Below are 16,565 nucleotides of genomic sequence, written 5' to 3'. Positions count from 1 at the left end.
GGCAAAATGTTGTGGGCACCGTCCAGCGTCCCGGCCAGCCCTGGTCCGCCCGCGGTCCGCCCTGGCCGGCAGCGTGGCGCATGGCGGCGAAGCCGCATCGTGGGGCGCCCGCGGTCCGAGCGCAGCGAGGACCGTGCGGCGTCCCACGATCTGCGACACGCTCGGCCCGATTAACTGCAAGATCGGGAACCGTAGGCGCTCACACCTCTGTGTCCCTACGATCACGCCATGACAGCCTCGGGCCCGCTCGCGGACGACGCGACCCTGGTCGCGGGCGTCCTCGCCGGCGACCGGCAGGCGTTCGCCGGGGTCTACGAGCGGTACGCCGACCGGCTGCACGACTTCGCGTACTCGATGCTCCGCAACCGGGAGGAGGCCGCGGACTGCGTCGCGGACGCGTTCGTCGTGATGGCGGAGAAGGTCGGCCAGCTGCGGGACCCCTCGCGGCTGCGGCCGTGGCTCTACTCCGTGGTCCGCAACGAGTGCCTGCGCACCCTGCGGGGCCGAGCCCGGGAGGCGCACGACGACGAATGGCTGGAAGCCATGCCTGACCACGGCAGCGGCCCGGAGCAGCTGGTCGCCGACGCGGCCGCACAGGAGGAGCTGCGCGAACTGGTCTGGGCGGCGATCGAGGGGCTCAACGACCGCGACCGCGCACTCCTCGACCTGCACCTGCGTCAGGGGCTCGACGGCGCCGAGCTGGCCGCGGCGATGGACGTGACGCCGCAGAACTCCTACGTCATGCTCAGCCGCGCGCGCGACCAGGTCGAGCGGTCGCTCGGGGCACTCCTCGTCGCCCGCCGCGGCAGCGAGCTCTGCGCGGACCTGACCGGCGTGCTGACCGGCTGGGACGGGCGGTTCTCGCCGCTGATCCGCAAGCGGGTCGCCCGGCACATCGACAACTGCGAGGTCTGCGAGACCCGGCGCCGGCTCATGGTCAGCCCGCTCGCCCTCCTCGCCGGGGTGCCGGCGTTCGCCGCCCCCGCCGCGCTCCGGGACCGGGTGCTCGACGACGAGCGACTGGTGGCCTACTACGCCGACGACGCGGCCCGGGTGCCCGCGGCCGCGGGCGGCGGTCGCGGTGGTGGGGCGACGCGGCGCGCGCTGCTGGCCGGCCTGGTCGCCGTCCTCCTGGTCCTGGGTGGCGTCGCGGTCCTCGCGTGGTGGCCGGACGGCACCGACCCCGCCGTGGCGACCGATCCGGCAACCGGCGCGGACGTCACGACGGTGTCGCCGGCGGCGCCCGTGACGACGGCGAGCGAGCCGTCCGTCCCCGCGGCGACCGCGACCGACGAGCCCGCCCCGACGGCGCCCACCACCCCGACGGAGGCCCCGGCGACGACCGAGGCGACGACCGCGGCCACGACCGAGGCCACGGTCGCGGCGCCCGGCGAGCTGAAGGTGTCGAGCCGCACGCTGCGGCTCGGGACGAGGAAGGCGGGCTCGGTCCGGCTGAGCAACGCCGGCGGCACCGCCGTCGACTACACCGTGAAGCCGCGCGTGGCCTGGCTGTCGGTCTCCCGCGGGAGCGGGTCCCTGGACCCGGGGGCCGGCGCGGGACTGACCATCACGGCCGACCGGTCCAGCCTCGGCGAGGGCAGCAGCACCGGCACCGTCGCAGTCACCTGGTCCGGCGGCACCCTCCTCCTGTCCGTCCAGGTCACCGTCGACCGGCCGCCCGTCATCGGCGGGATCGACGTGAGCGGTCCCGACTGCACCGGCCGCACCCTGACCACGACGGTCAGCGACGCCTCCGGACTGCAGTCGGTCCGGGTCGCCTGGTCGGGCGACAGCGGCACCGGCCAGAAGGCGCTGTCGCCGTCGGGCGGCACCTGGACCGCGACCATCGGGCCCTTCCCCATCGGCGGCACCGTCACCGCCACCGTCACCGCCGTCGACAAGGCCGGCCACACGACGACCCGCTCCACGAGCTTCCCCGTCGACCCCTGCCCGGGCTGACCCGGCCGCGACCGGACCGCGACCCGAGCCCGACCCGATCCCGAGAAGCTGCAAGGTCCGGCCGGCGTCCTGCTCCTACCCGTGACCACCACGGCACAGGGGCAGGGAGCGCGACATGGGTACGACGACACGATGGCCCCGCTCGGCAGGCATGGTCCTGGCGACGATCGGGCTGCTGCTCGGTCTCGCGACCGGCACCCTCGGGGTGCTCGACCTGACCGGTGCCGACCCCGCGGACCGCACGTCCGCCGGCCCACCCGCGCCCAGGACGGGCGTCGCGGTGGAGCCCGCCGCCGACGTACCCCGGGTGCCGGGGACGACCCCGGCGACCCGGGTTCCCGCGCCGACCCGGCTGGAGATCCCCACGATCGGCGTCGACGAGCGGCTGGAGGGGCGCGGCCTGCGGGCCGACGGGTCCTTCGACACCCCTGACTTCGGGGACGCGAGCTGGTACCGCCTCGGTCCGCGGCCCGGTGAGCCGGGCGGGGCGGTCGTGGTCGCCCACGTCCACGGCCCCGCCGGTCCGGACGTGTTCTGGGACCTGGCCACGCTGGAGCCCGGCGACCAGGTCCGGGTCCACCGCGCGGACGCGGTCGCGGTGTTCGTCGTGGACAGCGTGGAGCAGGTGCCGAAGGAGGAGCTGCCCTACGACCGCATCTGGCCCGACGTCGACGCGACGCTGCTCCGGCTGATCACCTGCGGTGGCACCCGGACGCCGGACGGCTACCCCGACAACACGGTGGTCTACGCCCACCTCTCGGAGACGATCCCGACCGGCTCCGCTCGCTGAGGATCAGCCGGTCAGGCGGGGCATGCCGCATTCCACCGGTTTCACCGCCGTGACGGTGCCCCCGGCGACATCGGCGCCGAGGGCGGTCAGCAGCGGCGCGAGCAGCCAGCTGTCGAGACCGTTCTTGAGCGGGTTGACGACGCCCTGGAGCACGAGGTCGACGACCCACTGCAGGAGGCTCGGGATCCCGAGGAACGCCAGCAGGTCGGACAGCGGGCCCAGGCCGCCGAGCAGCTTGAGGCTGTTGACGGACAAGAAGAGGTCCGGGACGCCGAGACCGCCCTGCCGGATCGGCACGCTGACGTCGTAGTTCTCGTCGATGATGTCGAGATGCTCGCCGCGGGTCGGCCGGTTCGGGTTGGGGCCGCTCGACAGGGCCACCGTCCCGCTGACGACCTCGACGCCGTTCCAGCCGGGGATGCCGAGGCCGAGCAGGGAGACGCTCAGCTTCGGTGAGGCCGGGTCGTCGGCGCGCTGGCCGAGCCGGACGTCGACGCCGAGCAGGCCGCTGTCGATGAGCATCGCGATCCGCTTGCCCGTCGGGAGGCACTCCACGTCGCTGACGGTGGCGCTGGCGTCGGCGAGGGTGAGCCGGATCGAGAGCGGGACCCGGACGGCGACCAGGCCGAGGTCGAGGGCGAGCGCGTCGCCGGTCAGGTCGATCTCGATCTGCGAGCTCTCCGCCTTCACACAGTCGACGACGGGCTTCTGCCCGATCTTCACCGAGGCCAACAGGTCGACCAGGCTGGTGCCGCCGGGGCCGAGCGGCAGCGGCAGCCGCACCGACAGGGGGAGCTTGACGACGTTGGTGCCGTTGGCGATCGCCAGGGACCCGGCGACGAGGTCGAACAGGTTGAGGTCCAGGTTCGCCGCAGCGTCGTCGGCGGTCGCGAGCCGGACGAGGTCGCTCAGCTCGATCCCGACCGCCGGGAGGTTGGCCTGGATGCCGCCGTAGACGTCGCGGAGCAGGTCGATCTCGGCGAGGTGTCCGCTCTGGCGCTCCAGTGCGTGGATCGCGGCGAGCATCAGCTCCGACAGGCCCACGGCGACACCGGCCACCTCGGTGAAGGAGGCGGCCGAGATGTCGGCGCTGACGAGCGGGTCGAGCTCCTCGATCAGGTCGAGCAGGTTGAGGCTCACGCCGGCGAGCCCCGCATCCGGGTCGAGCACCGCGAGCGCCAGGTCGGAGCCGAGCAGGTCCCCGAGGAGCGGGTCCAGCAGCCAGGAGCGCTGGGTGTCCAGCTGGGCGGCGTACGAGCCGACCCGCAGGCACGCGGCGGCCCGCGCCGATGCCACGGCCGTGCGGACCGAGCCGCCCTGCTCGACCCCGGTGACGGCACCGAACGCGAAGGCGACGTCCGAGCGCGCCGTCACCCGCACGCCACCGGGGATCTCGGTGGCGGCCGCGGGTCGCCAGGCGCCGTCGTGGAGCGCCACCAGCTCCCAGCCGACGGCGGACGCGGGCACCTCTCCGCCGACGAGCCGGTCGTTGCGGCGCAGGCTGGCCTGCTTGGCGGCGTCGAGCGCCGCGCGGTCCGCGGCGGCGTACTCCCCCGCCTTCTTGCCGGTCAGCTCGCGCGCGAGATCGAGCGCGACGACGTCGACGACCGCCTGGAGGTCGCGGCGCAGCACCCGCTGCAGGCCGAGGTCCACGGCGAACGCCGTGGCGACCATCGCCACCGACAGGAACAGCGCGACGAGCAGGGCGCTCGCTCCCCGCTCGGACGTACGACGTGTGCTCCCACGGCCCATCGACGGCTCCCTCTCCCTGGACCCGCGCGTCGTCGTCCCCCTCCGCCGGCGCGCGGACATCTCCCCATGGCGCGCCCCCCGACGCCGGCAGGAGCGTACCGAAGCGGGCGCGCGGCCGGGCAACCGATGCGGGCGACGGGACCTGCAGCGGAAGATCTCCGGAAAACCTGCAAGGTCTCCTCCCCCGCCTGCTCCTACCCCCGTCGAACAACGAGACCGGGCACCGCCCGACCAGACCCAGGGAGCACCGTCATGAGCACCACCACCCGCACCGCCCTCCGCCTCCTCGTCGCCACGCCGCTCGCGGCCGCCGCGCTCACCGTCGGCGGCGTCGCCGGCATCGTCGGCGCCGCACATGCCGACGCGACGCCGGCCGGGCCCGGCACCATCGCACTGCCGCTGCCCGGGGGCGACCCGCAGCCGAACCCACAGGGCCCCGGCGACATCACGAACCCGGAGCCCGGCGACGACCCGCGGCCCGACGGCCCCGGCGAGATCACGAACCCCGAGCCCGGCGACGACCCGGGACCGCAGGGTCCCGACGACAAGGCCGGCCCGAACCCGGGCGACGGTCCTCGGCCCGAGGGTCCTGGCGAGATCGCGATCCCGGACCCGCAGGACAAGCCCGACACCCCTGTCGACCAGGGCGGCAAGAACGTCCCCGGCGGCAAGGAGACCAAGGACACCAGGGACGAGCCCGCCGCGCAGCCGCAGGTCGAGGCCCCCGCGGACGTCCCGGTCCCGACCCGGATCGACGCCGGTGCCGGTGCCGTGCAGGACGAGGCAGGTCAGCTCGCCTGGCTCCTCGCGGGCGGTGGCGCGATGACCGCCGCCGGCTCCGTGCTGGCCGGGCGACGGCTGGCGCGCGGGCGCCGCTGAGTGGGGACGAGTGGGATGACGACGGCCGACCGGGAGACCGGTCGGCCGTCGTCGTGCTCGCCGGAGGTCAGCGCCGCTCGAACGTGATCCCCGCCCGCTGGAGCCGTCCCAGCAGCGCCTCGCCCATCGCGGTGGCCGTGGTGACCTGTCCGGCCACGTTGGGGTTGTCGTCGAGGGCCAGGCAGAGCGCGGACTCGGCCAGCATCTTGGCGGTCTCGGTGTAGCCCGGGTCCCCACCGGACACGCGGGTGCGCACCTTCCGCCCCGCGGTCTCCGCGACGAAGTCGACGGTGAACCAGGACTTCTCGCGCCGGCCGGGCGACGGCCCCTCGCCCTGGGGGACCCGCTTGAGCAGCGCGTTGCGCAGCGGCGGGACCTGGGCGGCCAGGGTCAGTCCCGTGACACCGACCGCGCCGCCGGCGGCGTACCGCAGGGTCTTGGTGCCGGCGTAGTGGGAGTAGCTGAACGCCGGCCCGTACGACGCCAGGCGGGCGCCGCTGCGGGCGACGACGAACGGGTCGATCGTGGGCAGCGGGAGCAGCCAGTAGCCGAGGTCGTGGTCGCGGCGGGGGCGGCCCGCGGTGGCGCGGGAGCGGCGGCCCTCGGGACGCGGCTCCAGCCGACGGCGCGCCGTCGACGCCTCCTTCATCTGCCGGGCGCGGGAGAAGGCGGTGAGCGCGGAGTGGAAGGTGCCGCCGGAGAAGCCGGCCCTGCTGCGCACCACCCCGCGCATCGTCACCGGAGTCGTGATCTCTCCACCGACCTCCTTCGTCAGCTCGCCGATCGTGAAGTACGCGCCCAGGTCGTGGGGGATCGAGTCGAAGCCGCACGAGTGCACCAGTCGCGCACCGGATCCCTCGGCGGCGGCGTTGTGCTCCACATAGGTCCGATCGACGAACTCCGGCTCGCCCGTGAGGTCGACGTAGTCGGTGCCCCCGTTGGCGCAGGCGGCCACGAGCGGGCCGCCGTACTCGACGTAGGGACCGACCGTGCTCGCCACCACCTTCGTCGTCGCCACCACCTCGGCCAGGGCGTCGGCGTCCGCGGCGTCGGCGACCAGGAGCGGCAGGGATGCCAGGTCCGGGTTCGTCGCCGCGAGGTGGTCGCGGACCGCGGCGAGCCTCTGCTCGTTGCGGCCGGCGAGCGCCCAGCGCAGCCCGGCGGGCGCATGCGCGGCGAGGTAGTCGGCGGTGAGTCCCCCGGTGAAGCCGGTGGCTCCGAACAGGACGACGTCGTAGGGGCGCGCGCTGTCTGCCATGCCCCCACTCTTCCATCGGCTCTCGTCGAGGTCGAGGACGTCGCGCGGAGACCCCTCGGGAGAGCGATGGAACCCTTCCGGCCCCTGGGCCCGTCATAGGTTCAGCACAGCGAGGAGACCTTGTGGAACCCGACACCCCGCCCGACCCTGAGGCGGCGTACGCCGACTACGTCCAGCAGAGCTGGTCGAGCCTGGTCCGTGCCGCCGTCTTCCTCGGGGCGCGGCCGCACGAGGCCGAGGACCTCGCCCAGACCACGCTGGTGCGCTGCTACACCGGCTGGAGCCGGGTCAGCAGCGCCGAGAACCGCGACGCCTACGTCTACCGGATGCTGCTCAACTGCCTGCGCGACAGCCGCCGCACCCGCTGGTGGAAGGACCGGCAGTACGACGCCCCGGTCGACGGGCCGCGGACGGCGGCGCCCGACGCCTCGGACCGGGTGGCACTGGCCGACGCCGTCCATCGCGCGCTGGGCGCCCTGACCAAGCCCAACCGGGAGGTCGTCGTGCTGCGGTACTTCGTCCAGCTCACCGAGCGCCAGACCGCCGAGGCGCTCGGCATCCCGGCCGGGACGGTCAAGAGCCGCCTCTCCCGAGCGCTGGCCCACCTCGCCGACGACGACCACCTGCTCGACCTCACCGGACGGAGCCCGTCATGACCGACCTCGAGAACCTCTGGGACGACTACCCCACCGACCCGGCACCCGTCGGCGCGATCCTCGCTGCGACCGCGAAGGAGCGCCGCCGGCGCCGCCGGCTCGTCGTCCGCCCTCTGCTGACCGCGGGCGCGGCGACCGCGCTGGCGGGCGCGTTCGTCGTCGGCAGCCTGGCCGGAGGCTCGGGCGGCGGCCCCGGCGCCGGCCCGGCCGGCCCCGACCGGCTGCCGCGCCACGTCGCCTTCCAGGCCGACCTGGAGGCGGCGGCGTCGTGCGACGATCTGCTGGCGTCGTACGTCCGGCGGGGGCTGGAGGTCGTCGGTCCGTCGGGCTGGGGCATGTTCCCCACCGCAGGCCTGCAGTCAGGCGCGACGAGCGACAACCTCCTTCGGAACAATCTTCCGGTCCCGCAGGCGGACTTCGCGACCGGCTCGGCCGCCAAAGCGCCCCAGACCGAGCGGCAGACCAGCAGCGAGACCGGCACCAACGTGCAGGAGGCCGGCGTCGACGAGCCGGACACGGTCAAGACCGACGGCAGCCTGATGGTCGTCCAGCGGCGCGACCGCCTCGACGTGTACGACGTGACCGGCTCCTCGACCGCCAAGCTCTCCTCCGTCGACCTCCCCGGCATCACCGACCCCGAGCTCCTGCTGGCCGGCGACACCGTGGTCGCGATCGGCGATGTCAAGGGACCCACCGGGCGCACCGGGATCCGCGGCACCCGGGTGCTGACCGTCTCGCTCGCCGACCCGGCCGCGCCCAAGGTCGTCGACGACGTCAGGTACGACGCCGGGCGGCTCTCGGTGCGCCAGCACGGCGACACCGTGCGCCTGGTCCTCGCCAACGGCCTGCCGGACCTCGACTTCGTGCAACCCACGGGCAAGACGAGCCCCGACGAGGCCCTCGACCACAACCGCGAGGTCGTCGAGGACAGCACCCTCGCGGACTGGCTCCCGACGGTCGCCGTGGACGCCGGCAAGGCGGGGCAGCTGGTCGACTGCCGCGACGTCGCCCTGCCCTCCGACGACCTCGCCCTCGGCACCACCAGCGTGGTCGGCTTCGACGCCGGCGAGCCCGGGTCCCTCGACGCGATCGGGCTGGCCGGGCTCACCGACATCGCCTACGAGTCCGCCGATCACCTCTACCTCGCCACCGCGGGCGCAGGCGGCTGGGGCTGCCTCGACTGGTGCGGCGACCGGGCGGGCATGCCAGGGTTCGTGCCGGGCGAGACCGGCGGATCGTCGTACCTCTTCGACTTCGCGCTCGACGGCACCCGGGCCACCCACGTCGCGTCGGGCGAGGTCGAGGGCGCGATCCGCGACCGCTGGTCGATCGACGAGGCCGGTGGCGTGCTCCGGGTCGCCGTCGGCCCGACCAGCGAGACCGGCGACTTCAGCTCGGTGCTGACCCTGGAGCGACAGGGTCAGGACCTGGTCGAGCGTGGCCGGCTGGACGGGCTGGGCCGCAACGAGGAGATCCAGTCGGTGCGCTGGTTCGACGACCTCGCGATCGTGGTGACCTTCCGCCGGGTCGACCCGCTCTATGCCGTCGACCTCACCGACACCACCGCCCCCCGCCTGCTCAGCGAGCTGAAGATCCCCGGCTTCTCCTCCTATCTCCACCCGCTCGGGCGAGCCCGCCTGATCGGCGTCGGCGAGGGACCGCAGGGCCCCGACGGCACCGGATCCTGGGGCGCCCAGATCGGCCTGTTCGACGTCCGCGACACCACGAAGGTCACCCGCCTCGACGTCCTCGGCTACGGCCCGCGGACCCAGCCGCTGGCCGGCGGCGACCCGCGCGCCTTCACCTGGCTCCCCGAGCAGCGCACGGTGCTGACCGTCGTCCAGAAGCAGGGCAGCCGCCGGGTCGGCTACCTCTCGGTCGTCAAGCTCGCCCGCGGCGAGCTGCACGAGCGCCGGGTCCAGGTGGAGTACGGCGACGACGTCGACCGGGTGCGGACCGTCCCCCTGCCCGACGGGCGGGTGGTGCTGGTGACCGGGGAGGACGCGCAGTTCTTCGAGCTGTGAGGCCCCGCCGCGTCGTACGGTGGAGTCATGTGCCGCAACATCCGACCGCTCAACAACTTCGAGCCCCCGGCCACAGGGGACGAGGTGACCGCGGCGGCGCTCCAGTTCGTCCGCAAGGTCAGCGGGACCACCAAGCCCAGCCAGGCCAACCAGGAGGTCTTCGACCGGGCCGTGGCGGAGATCGCCCACATCACCCGGCACCTCCTCGACGACCTGGTGACGACGGCTCCGCCGAAGAACCGGGAGGCCGAGGCCGAGAAGGCGCGCGCGCGTGCGCGGCTCCGCTACGGCTGATCGCCGGATCACCGCCGCCTTCGACGCCGTCGCGCGTGAGGGCTTCCTGCCACCTGACCAGCGGGCGTACGCCGATGTGGACCGCGCCCTGCCCCTGGGGTACGGCGTCACGAACTCCCAGCCCTCGACGGTGCGGGCCATGCTCACCCTGCTCGGCGTCGAGCCCGGCGACCGGGTACTCGACGTGGGATGCGGGTCCGGGTGGTCGACCGCCCTGCTCGCCCGCCTGACCGGCCCGACCGGCCTCGTGGTGGGGGTCGAGCTGGTCCCGGAGGTGCTCGCGATGGCTCGCGTCAACCTCGACCGGATGCGCCGGACCGAGCTGCACCAGGCCGACCCGGCCGTGCTCGGCTGGCCCGCGGCGGCGCCGTACGACCGGGTGCTGGTGTCGGCCGACGCGACCGCGCTGCCCAACGCCCTGGTCCGCCAGATCCGGCCCGGTGGCGTGCTGGTCGGACCGGTGGCCGGGGAGATGCTGCGGGTGGAGCGGCACGGCCGCTACGTGTTCGTCCCGTTGCGTACCCTGGACCGGTGACCCTCGTCGGCCAGCGGCCCGGGCAGCGCCCCCGCGAGCGCTCCGACCAGCGGGCCGCGCTCGACCTGTGTGCGTCCGGACCACTCGTGCTGCTGACCGGAGCCGGACTCTCCACCGACTCGGGCATCCCGGACTATCGCGGGCCCGGCGCCCCCGCGCGGATGCCGATGACCTATCAGGAGTTCGTGTCGGGTCCCGCCGCCCAGCAGCGGTACTGGGCACGCAGCCACCTCGGCTGGTCCCGCATGCGCCGCGCCGCGCCCAACGCCGGCCACCGCGCCGTGGCCGCACTCGGCGCCGAGCTCGTCATCACCCAGAACGTCGACGGCCTTCACGAGGCGGCGGGGACACCCGCCCTGGTCGCGCTGCACGGGCGGATCGCCGACGTGATCTGCCTCGCCTGCCGTCGTACGACGCCGCGGAGCGTGCTGCAGCGGCGACTCGAGGACGCCAATCCCGGCTGGGCCGCGCGGCACGCGGACGTCGCGTCCCGTCCGGACGGCGACGTCGACCTCGACGACACCTCCGACTTCGTCGTGCCGGCCTGCGAGGACTGCGGCGGCCCGCTGAAGCCTGATGTGGTGTTCTTCGGCGAGAACGTCCCCAGGCCCCGGGTGGAGCGCTGCTACGCCGCGGTCGAGGCGCTCGCCGACACCGGCGGCACGCTGCTCGTCGCCGGCTCCAGCCTGACCGTGATGAGCGGGCTGCGGTTCGTCCGGCGGGCCGCCCAGCGCGGGGTCCCGGTGGTGATCGTCAACCGCGGCCCGACCCGCGGCGACGAGCTGGCGTCGTACAAGCTCGAGGTGGGCACCGGCGACTGGCTACCCGCGCTGGCAGCGGTGCGGGACTGTCGGATTCATCACGGGATGTAGGCCCCGCCCGACACCGGCCGCTACAGCCGCTTCACGAAGATGTGATCGGCCGCCTCGGGGAAGATCTCCGCGGTCTCGCCGCCGGAGCCGACCAGGACCCCGTCGGAGGTGGCCTGGATCGTGATGGTCTTGTCGGGCAGCGCACCGACCCGCCGCATGGCGCTCATCAGCGCGTCGTCCTTCTGCATCTCCTCGGAGATGCGGCGGACCACGGCGCGCGAGCTCTCGGCACCGGCGGCCTTCGAGAGCGGCTCGACGTCGGCCATGAAGTTCTCACCGACGGCGTTCTGGCCGAGCTCCGCGAGACCGGGGATCGGGTTGCCGTACGGCGACTCGGTCGGGTGGCCGAGCAGCTCGATGAGCCGGCGCTCCACGGTCTCGGACATCACGTGCTCCCAGCGGCACGCCTCCTCGTGCACCAGCTCCCATTCGAGGCCGATCACGTCGGTGAGCAGGCGCTCGGCGAGGCGGTGCTTGCGCATGACGCGGGTGGCGAGGCGGTTTCCCTCCTCGGTGAGCTCGAGGTGCCGGTCGCCCTCGACGGTCAGCAGACCGTCGCGCTCCATCCGAGCCACCGTCTGCGACACCGTCGGCCCACTCTGGTGCAGGCGCTCGGCGATGCGCGCCCGCAGGGGGATGATGCCCTCCTCGATCAGCTCGTAGATCGTGCGGAGATACATCTCGGTGGTGTCGATGAGATCGCTCACCTCTCTATTCTGACCCATTAAGAGAAAGGGTGCACACCACCCGCCTGCCATGCTGGCCCGGTGACCTCCCTGCCCCCGCTGATCGTCCCGCACCGCTTCAACGGGCCGCCCCGCTCAGGCAACGGCGGCTGGACCGCGGGCGCCCTTGCCGCGACGCTGCCCGCCCAGGGCCTCGGCACCGCCGTCACCGTCACGTTGCGCCAGCCGCCTCCCCTCGACCGACCCATGCCCGTGCTGCCGACCGCCGCCGGCGCCACGCTGACCCACGACGGTCAGGTCGTCGCCGAGGCGGTGTACGCCGAGTCGCGGCCGGCGCCCGTGGCGCCGGTCCCGGCGACGGTGGCGGCCGACGCGGAGGCCCACTACCCCGGCCACCGGACCCATCCGTTCCCCACCTGCTACGTGTGCGGCCCCGACCGGCGCGTCGGCGACGGCCTGCGGATCTTCCCCGGAGCGGTCGGCGGTGACCGGGTGGCAGCCACCTGGACGCCGTACGACAGCGCCGTGCCGGTCGCCTGGGCCGCCCTCGACTGCCCGGGCGGCTGGTCGAGCGACCTCGAGGGCCGCCCGTCGGTGCTGGGGCGGATGACCGCGGAGGTCCGCAGCCTGCCACGCACGTCGGAGCGGTACGTCGTCGTGGGCGAGCAGCGCGGCATCGATGGACGCAGGACGTTCACCGCCGCGACGCTCTACGGACCCGACGACGAGGTGGTCGCCACCGCCGAGCACGTGTGGTTCACCGTCGACCCGCGGGACTTCGCGTGACCGCCCCTGCCGCCCGCCCGTGGTGGCGGGACGCGGTCGTCTACCAGGTCTACGTGCGCAGCTTCGCCGACGGACTGCCGGCCGGGAGCGACGCGGGCGACGGCGTCGGCGACCTGCCCGGGATCACGGCGCGACTCCCCTATCTGCGCGATCTCGGGGTCGACGCGCTGTGGATCACGCCGTTCTACACCTCGCCACAGAAGGACCACGGGTACGACGTCGCCGACTACACCGACGTCGATCCCCTGTTCGGCACCCTGGCCGACGTCGACCTGCTGCTGGAGACCGCCCACGGCCTGGGCCTGCGGGTGATCGTCGACCTGGTGCCCAACCACACGTCCGACCAGCACGCGTGGTTCCAGGCGGCCCTCGCCGCGGCGCCCGGCTCCCCCGAGCGGGCGCGCTACATCTTCCGCCCCGGCCGCGGGGAGGACGGCGCCGAGCCGCCCAACAACTGGGACTCGATCTTCGGCGGCCCGGCCTGGACCCGGGTGCCGGACGGCGCCTGGTACCTGCATCTCTTCGACACCTCGCAGCCCGATCTCGACTGGCGCAACCCCGAGGTCGGCGACATGTTCGAGGACGTGCTGCGCAACTGGTTGGACCGCGGGGTCGACGGGTTCCGGGTCGACGTGGCGCACGGGCTCTACAAGGAGGCCACGCTGCGCGACCAGAAGCGCCCGGAGCAGCCGGCCAAGCTCGCGGAGTCGATGGTCGAGCGGGTGCTCAACGACGAGCCGATGTGGGACCAGCCCGAGGTGCACGAGGTCTACCGCCGCTGGCGCCGCGTGCTCGACTCCTACCCCGGCGACCGGATGGCCGTCGCCGAGGCGTGGACCCAGACCGCGGAGTCCATGGCGATGTTCATCCGTCCCGACGAGCTCCACCAGGCCTTCAACTTCGGCTGGCTCGGCACGCCCTGGTCCGCGAGGGCCTTCGCCCGGGTCATCAACGACTCCATCGCCGCTGTGGCGGCCGCCGCGTCGGCGCCGACCTGGGTGCTGTCCAACCACGATGTCGAGCGGCACCCGACCCGGTACGGCGGGGGGCCGGTCGGGCTCGCCCGCGCCCGCGCCGCGACCCTGACCATGCTGGCGCTGCCCGGCTCGGCGTACCTCTACCAGGGCGAGGAGCTCGGCCTCGAGCAGGTCGACGTGCCGCCCGAGGCGCGCCAGGACCCGTCGTGGTTCCGCACCGGCCAGCCCGGCCGGGACGGTTGCCGGGTCCCGCTGCCGTGGTCGGGCGACGCGCCGCCGTACGGCTTCGGCGGACCGCCGGGGAGCCAGCCCTGGATCCCCCAGCCCGCGGATTGGGAGTCGCTCAGCGTCGCGGCCCAGCTGGGCGACCCGGACTCGACGCTGGCGTTCTACCAGCATGCCCTCGCCGCGCGGCGGGCCGTGTTCGCCGGGGCCGACGAGGCGACCACCGCGATCGCCGACGACGACCTGCTCGTCGTCCTGCGAGGTGACGTGGCGATCGTCCTCAACGCCGGCGACGAGCCCGCCCCGCTGCCGGCGGGCGAGGTGCTGATCAGCAGCGGACCGCTGCCCGGCGAGACCCTGCCGCCGGACACCGCGGTCTGGATCCGCTGAACCGACTGCGATAGTCCCGGCTCAAAAGCACCGTCCGACGCCGGTTTCTGGTGCTTTGGGCCGGGACTACCGCAACGGGGCCGAGAGTCAGCGGTCGGCCGGGATGCCGAGCGCGTCGTTGTAGCGCCGCAGCGAGGCCGCGAAGTCGCTCAGCTCCTCGGCGGGCCAGTCCGCCAACCGCTCCGCGAGCAGCTCCCGCCGCTCAGCGGCGACGGCGGCGAGCCGCTCGGCGCCCTCCTGGCTCACGCTGAGCAGGGTCGCCCGGCCGTCCTCGGGGTCCGGCGAGCGATCGACCAGGCCGAGGTCGATCAGGTGCTGCACCTGTCGGCTGACCGCGCCCTTGTCGATCCCGAAGACCGCGCACATCGCGGAGGCCCGCAGCGGACCGTGATCACGGACATAGCCGAGCATGAGGTACGACGAGGGCATCAGCTCCGGGTGCACGGCGCGTGCCCGCTCGGCGATCACCCGGCGGACCCGGCGGATCAGCACGCCCACCTCGGCCTCGAGGTCGGCCAGCGCGTCATCCCGGGTGAGCGTGGGCGTCGCGGGCTGGCTCATCGCCGATCGTCCTTGCGGGTGTCGCCGCCCTCGACCTCGAAGGGCGGGTAGTCGGTCGCCTCGCCGGCCACGACCAGGGCGGCCTCCACCTCGGACTCGGCGACGGTCGGCGCGGTCGCACCGGTGGGCCCGGTCGGGCCGTTCGTCGTGCGCAACGGGACCTCCTTGATGAACAGGATGCAGAGGAAGGCGACCACCGCGAACGGCGCGGCGACGAGGAACAGGTGGCCGACGGCCTCCCCGAAGGACGCCTCGTAGACCGACCGGATCGGCGCGGGGAGGTCGGCCAGCTTGGGGATGTCACCGGTGGAGTGCTGCATCGCCGCGAGCTGCTCCTGGCTGATCTTGCCGGCCTTGGCCAGGCTGGTGATGCCGTCCTTGACGCCGCTGGTGACCTGGTGGGCGAGCACGGCGCCGAGGGCGGCCACACCCGCGGAGCCGCCGATCGAGCGGAACATGGCGACCACCGAGCTGGCGGCGCCGAGGTCCTCCATCGCCACGTTGTTCTGCACCGAGAGCACCAGGTTCTGCATGGTGGCGCCGAGGCCGATGCCGGTCAGCGCCATGTAGCCGCCGATCACCCACAGCGAGGTGGTCGCGTCGATGGTGCCGAGCAGCGCGATGCCGGCGATGACGAAGAGCATGCCGCCGACCAGCCACCGCTTCCACAGCCCGGTCCGGGTGATGATCCGACCGCTCACGATGCTGGAGACCAGCAGGCCGCCGACCATCGCGACCGACATCAGGCCCGCCTCGGTCGGGCTCATGCCGCGGGCGAGCTGGAAGTACTGGCTCAGGTAGACCGTCGCTCCGAACATCGCGACGCCGATCATCACCGAGGCGGCGGTGGCCAGCGTGGTGGTGCGGTCGCGGAACAGGCGCAGCGGGATCACCGGCTCGGTGGCGACCTTCGCCTCGACCCACAGGGCGGCGCCGATCAGGACCAGGCTGCCGACGACGAGCGCGGCGGACGTGGTGGAGATCCAGTCGAAGTTGGTGCCCGCGAGGCTGACCCAGACCAGGATCAGGCTGATGCCGGCCATGATCAGGGTGGCACCGACGTAGTCGATCCGCACGTCCCGCTTGATCGTCGGCAGGTGCAGGGTCTTCTGCAGCACGACGAACGCGATGGCGGCGATCGGGATGCCGACGATGAAGCAGCCGCGCCAGCCCATCGGGCTGTCCACGATCAGGCCGCCGAGCAGCGGGCCGCTGACCGTCGCGGTGGCGAACACCGCGCCGATGTAGCCGCTGTAGCGGCCCCGCTCGCGCGGCGAGACCATCGAGGCGATCACGACCTGGACCAGCGCGGTGAGGCCACCCACGCCGAGGCCCTGGAAGGCACGCGCACCGATCAGCACGCTCATGCTGGGCGCCACCGCGGCGACGACCGAGCCGATCGAGAAGATCACCAGCGCCACCTGCACCAGGAGCTTCTTGCTGAACAGGTCCGCGAGCTTGCCCCAGATCGGGGTGGTCGCGGTCATCGTCAGGAGCGTCGCGACCACGACCCACGTGTAGCCGGTCTGGCTGCCCTGGAGGTCGGTCACGATAGCGGGGAGGGCGTTGCTCACCACGGTGCTGGAGAGCATGGCCACGAACATCGCGAGCAGCAGCCCGGTGAGGGCCTCCATGATCTCGCGGTGGGTCATCTGGCCCGGTTCGGCGGTAGCCGACGGAGCTGTCGTCATCGAGTCGTCATCTCATCTCGTCGTCACTCGAATAGTTGTCGTAGATCAACCATATGTGCATTGGTTGATCTACGACAACCTTCTGTGACGCGGGAGACACCGGGTGCTGGTGCCGGGCGGCCGGCTTCATCACGGGATGTAGACGAAACGGAACTTCTGTAGCGGAGGCCCGCTCCAGAGGCGGCGGCTCACCTACATACCGTGACGAGGCGGCCGCCGACCGACCCCGC

General features: G+C 73.5%; 15 protein-coding genes. 10 read left to right on the top strand and 5 right to left on the bottom strand.

Annotated features, from left to right (window positions below; translation table 11 throughout):
* Positions 1-228: 228 nt before the first annotated feature.
* Together KVF89_RS15425 and KVF89_RS15420 are read left to right on the top strand one after the other, a co-directional pair.
* Positions 229-1,959: a sigma-70 family RNA polymerase sigma factor gene (locus tag KVF89_RS15425; protein ID WP_257426800.1), complete on the top strand. Its 1,731-nt coding sequence runs from the start codon at positions 229-231 to the stop codon at positions 1,957-1,959.
* Between the two features lie 115 nt (positions 1,960-2,074).
* Positions 2,075-2,749 (top strand): sortase domain-containing protein, encoded by a 675-nt coding sequence (locus KVF89_RS15420; RefSeq protein ID WP_257426799.1) that lies wholly within the window; start codon positions 2,075-2,077, stop codon positions 2,747-2,749.
* Between the two features lie 3 nt (positions 2,750-2,752).
* On the opposite strand, the gene KVF89_RS15415 is transcribed toward KVF89_RS15420, so the two are convergent.
* Positions 2,753-4,501 carry a Tad domain-containing protein gene (locus KVF89_RS15415; RefSeq protein WP_257426798.1) on the bottom strand — a complete coding sequence of 583 codons (1,749 nt, stop codon included), beginning with the start codon at positions 4,499-4,501 and terminating at the stop codon, positions 2,753-2,755.
* 252 nt (positions 4,502-4,753) lie between these two features.
* Between KVF89_RS15415 and KVF89_RS15410 the strand changes: the two genes are divergently transcribed.
* The gene (locus KVF89_RS15410) at positions 4,754-5,380 is read left to right on the top strand and encodes a hypothetical protein (protein ID WP_257426797.1); all 627 of its coding nucleotides are present in this window, start codon (positions 4,754-4,756) and stop codon (positions 5,378-5,380) included.
* 67 nt (positions 5,381-5,447) lie between these two features.
* Here KVF89_RS15410 and KVF89_RS15405 read toward each other — a convergent pair whose 3' ends face one another.
* On the bottom strand, positions 5,448-6,638 hold the full coding sequence (locus KVF89_RS15405; RefSeq protein WP_257426796.1) for a saccharopine dehydrogenase family protein: 1,191 nt from the start codon (positions 6,636-6,638) through the stop codon (positions 5,448-5,450).
* Between the two features lie 122 nt (positions 6,639-6,760).
* Here KVF89_RS15405 and KVF89_RS15400 point away from each other — a divergent pair, with 122 nt between their 5' ends.
* From KVF89_RS15400 to KVF89_RS15380, 5 genes are read left to right on the top strand one after another with little or no spacing between them, the layout of a single operon-like run.
* The gene (locus KVF89_RS15400; RefSeq protein ID WP_257426793.1) at positions 6,761-7,294 is read left to right on the top strand and encodes a SigE family RNA polymerase sigma factor; all 534 of its coding nucleotides are present in this window, start codon (positions 6,761-6,763) and stop codon (positions 7,292-7,294) included.
* Entirely contained in the window at positions 7,291-9,318 is a 2,028-nt protein-coding gene (locus KVF89_RS15395) for a beta-propeller domain-containing protein (RefSeq protein WP_257426791.1), read from the top strand. The genes KVF89_RS15400 and KVF89_RS15395 overlap by 4 nt, the downstream gene beginning before the upstream one ends.
* Positions 9,319-9,345: 27 nt before the next feature.
* Positions 9,346-9,612: a DUF2277 domain-containing protein gene (locus tag KVF89_RS15390; protein ID WP_257426790.1), complete on the top strand. Its 267-nt coding sequence runs from the start codon at positions 9,346-9,348 to the stop codon at positions 9,610-9,612.
* Positions 9,590-10,147, top strand: a complete 558-nt coding sequence (locus KVF89_RS15385) for a protein-L-isoaspartate O-methyltransferase family protein (RefSeq protein ID WP_257426788.1) — start codon at positions 9,590-9,592, stop codon at positions 10,145-10,147. Before KVF89_RS15390 ends, KVF89_RS15385 begins: the two co-directional genes overlap by 23 nt.
* Positions 10,144-11,019, top strand: a complete 876-nt coding sequence (locus tag KVF89_RS15380) for a Sir2 family NAD-dependent protein deacetylase (protein ID WP_257426786.1) — start codon at positions 10,144-10,146, stop codon at positions 11,017-11,019. The genes KVF89_RS15385 and KVF89_RS15380 overlap by 4 nt, the downstream gene beginning before the upstream one ends.
* A gap of 20 nt (positions 11,020-11,039) precedes the next feature.
* On the opposite strand, the gene KVF89_RS15375 is transcribed toward KVF89_RS15380, so the two are convergent.
* Positions 11,040-11,726: an iron-dependent transcriptional repressor DtxR gene (locus tag KVF89_RS15375; protein ID WP_257426784.1), complete on the bottom strand. Its 687-nt coding sequence runs from the start codon at positions 11,724-11,726 to the stop codon at positions 11,040-11,042.
* A 60-nt stretch (positions 11,727-11,786) separates the two neighbouring features.
* On the opposite strand from KVF89_RS15375, the gene KVF89_RS15370 reads away from it, so the two are divergent.
* A complete protein-coding gene (locus KVF89_RS15370; protein ID WP_257426783.1) occupies positions 11,787-12,491 on the top strand; it encodes a hypothetical protein in 705 nt (234 codons plus the stop codon).
* Entirely contained in the window at positions 12,488-14,083 is a 1,596-nt protein-coding gene (locus tag KVF89_RS15365) for a glycoside hydrolase family 13 protein (RefSeq protein WP_257426781.1), read from the top strand. The genes KVF89_RS15370 and KVF89_RS15365 overlap by 4 nt, the downstream gene beginning before the upstream one ends.
* A gap of 87 nt (positions 14,084-14,170) precedes the next feature.
* Here KVF89_RS15365 and KVF89_RS15360 read toward each other — a convergent pair whose 3' ends face one another.
* On the bottom strand, positions 14,171-14,644 hold the full coding sequence (locus KVF89_RS15360) for a MarR family winged helix-turn-helix transcriptional regulator (RefSeq protein WP_257426779.1): 474 nt from the start codon (positions 14,642-14,644) through the stop codon (positions 14,171-14,173).
* Positions 14,641-16,335, bottom strand: a complete 1,695-nt coding sequence (locus KVF89_RS15355; protein WP_257426777.1) for an MDR family MFS transporter — start codon at positions 16,333-16,335, stop codon at positions 14,641-14,643. The genes KVF89_RS15360 and KVF89_RS15355 overlap by 4 nt, the downstream gene beginning before the upstream one ends.
* Positions 16,336-16,565 lie beyond the last annotated feature (230 nt).

This window comes from Nocardioides carbamazepini, assembly GCF_024614185.1.
Lineage (GTDB): Bacteria > Actinomycetota > Actinomycetes > Propionibacteriales > Nocardioidaceae > Nocardioides > Nocardioides carbamazepini.
Note: the sequence above shows the minus strand (reverse complement) of the source record. Positions and strands in the feature narration are given on the sequence as shown.

Bases quoted from the DNA above. Each gene is read 5' to 3' on its own strand.
- KVF89_RS15425 (WP_257426800.1), top strand. From the start codon at position 229: ATGACAGCCTCGGGCCCGCTCGCGGACGACGCGACCCTGGTCGCGGGC.
- KVF89_RS15405 (WP_257426796.1), bottom strand. From the start codon at position 6,638: ATGGCAGACAGCGCGCGCCCCTACGACGTCGTCCTGTTCGGAGCCACC.
- KVF89_RS15390 (WP_257426790.1), top strand. From the start codon at position 9,346: ATGTGCCGCAACATCCGACCGCTCAACAACTTCGAGCCCCCGGCCACA.
- KVF89_RS15355 (WP_257426777.1), bottom strand. From the start codon at position 16,335: ATGACGACAGCTCCGTCGGCTACCGCCGAACCGGGCCAGATGACCCAC.
- KVF89_RS15395 (WP_257426791.1), top strand. From the start codon at position 7,291: ATGACCGACCTCGAGAACCTCTGGGACGACTACCCCACCGACCCGGCA.
- KVF89_RS15420 (WP_257426799.1), top strand. From the start codon at position 2,075: ATGGGTACGACGACACGATGGCCCCGCTCGGCAGGCATGGTCCTGGCG.
- KVF89_RS15360 (WP_257426779.1), bottom strand. From the start codon at position 14,644: ATGAGCCAGCCCGCGACGCCCACGCTCACCCGGGATGACGCGCTGGCC.
- KVF89_RS15410 (WP_257426797.1), top strand. From the start codon at position 4,754: ATGAGCACCACCACCCGCACCGCCCTCCGCCTCCTCGTCGCCACGCCG.
- KVF89_RS15415 (WP_257426798.1), bottom strand. From the start codon at position 4,501: ATGGGCCGTGGGAGCACACGTCGTACGTCCGAGCGGGGAGCGAGCGCC.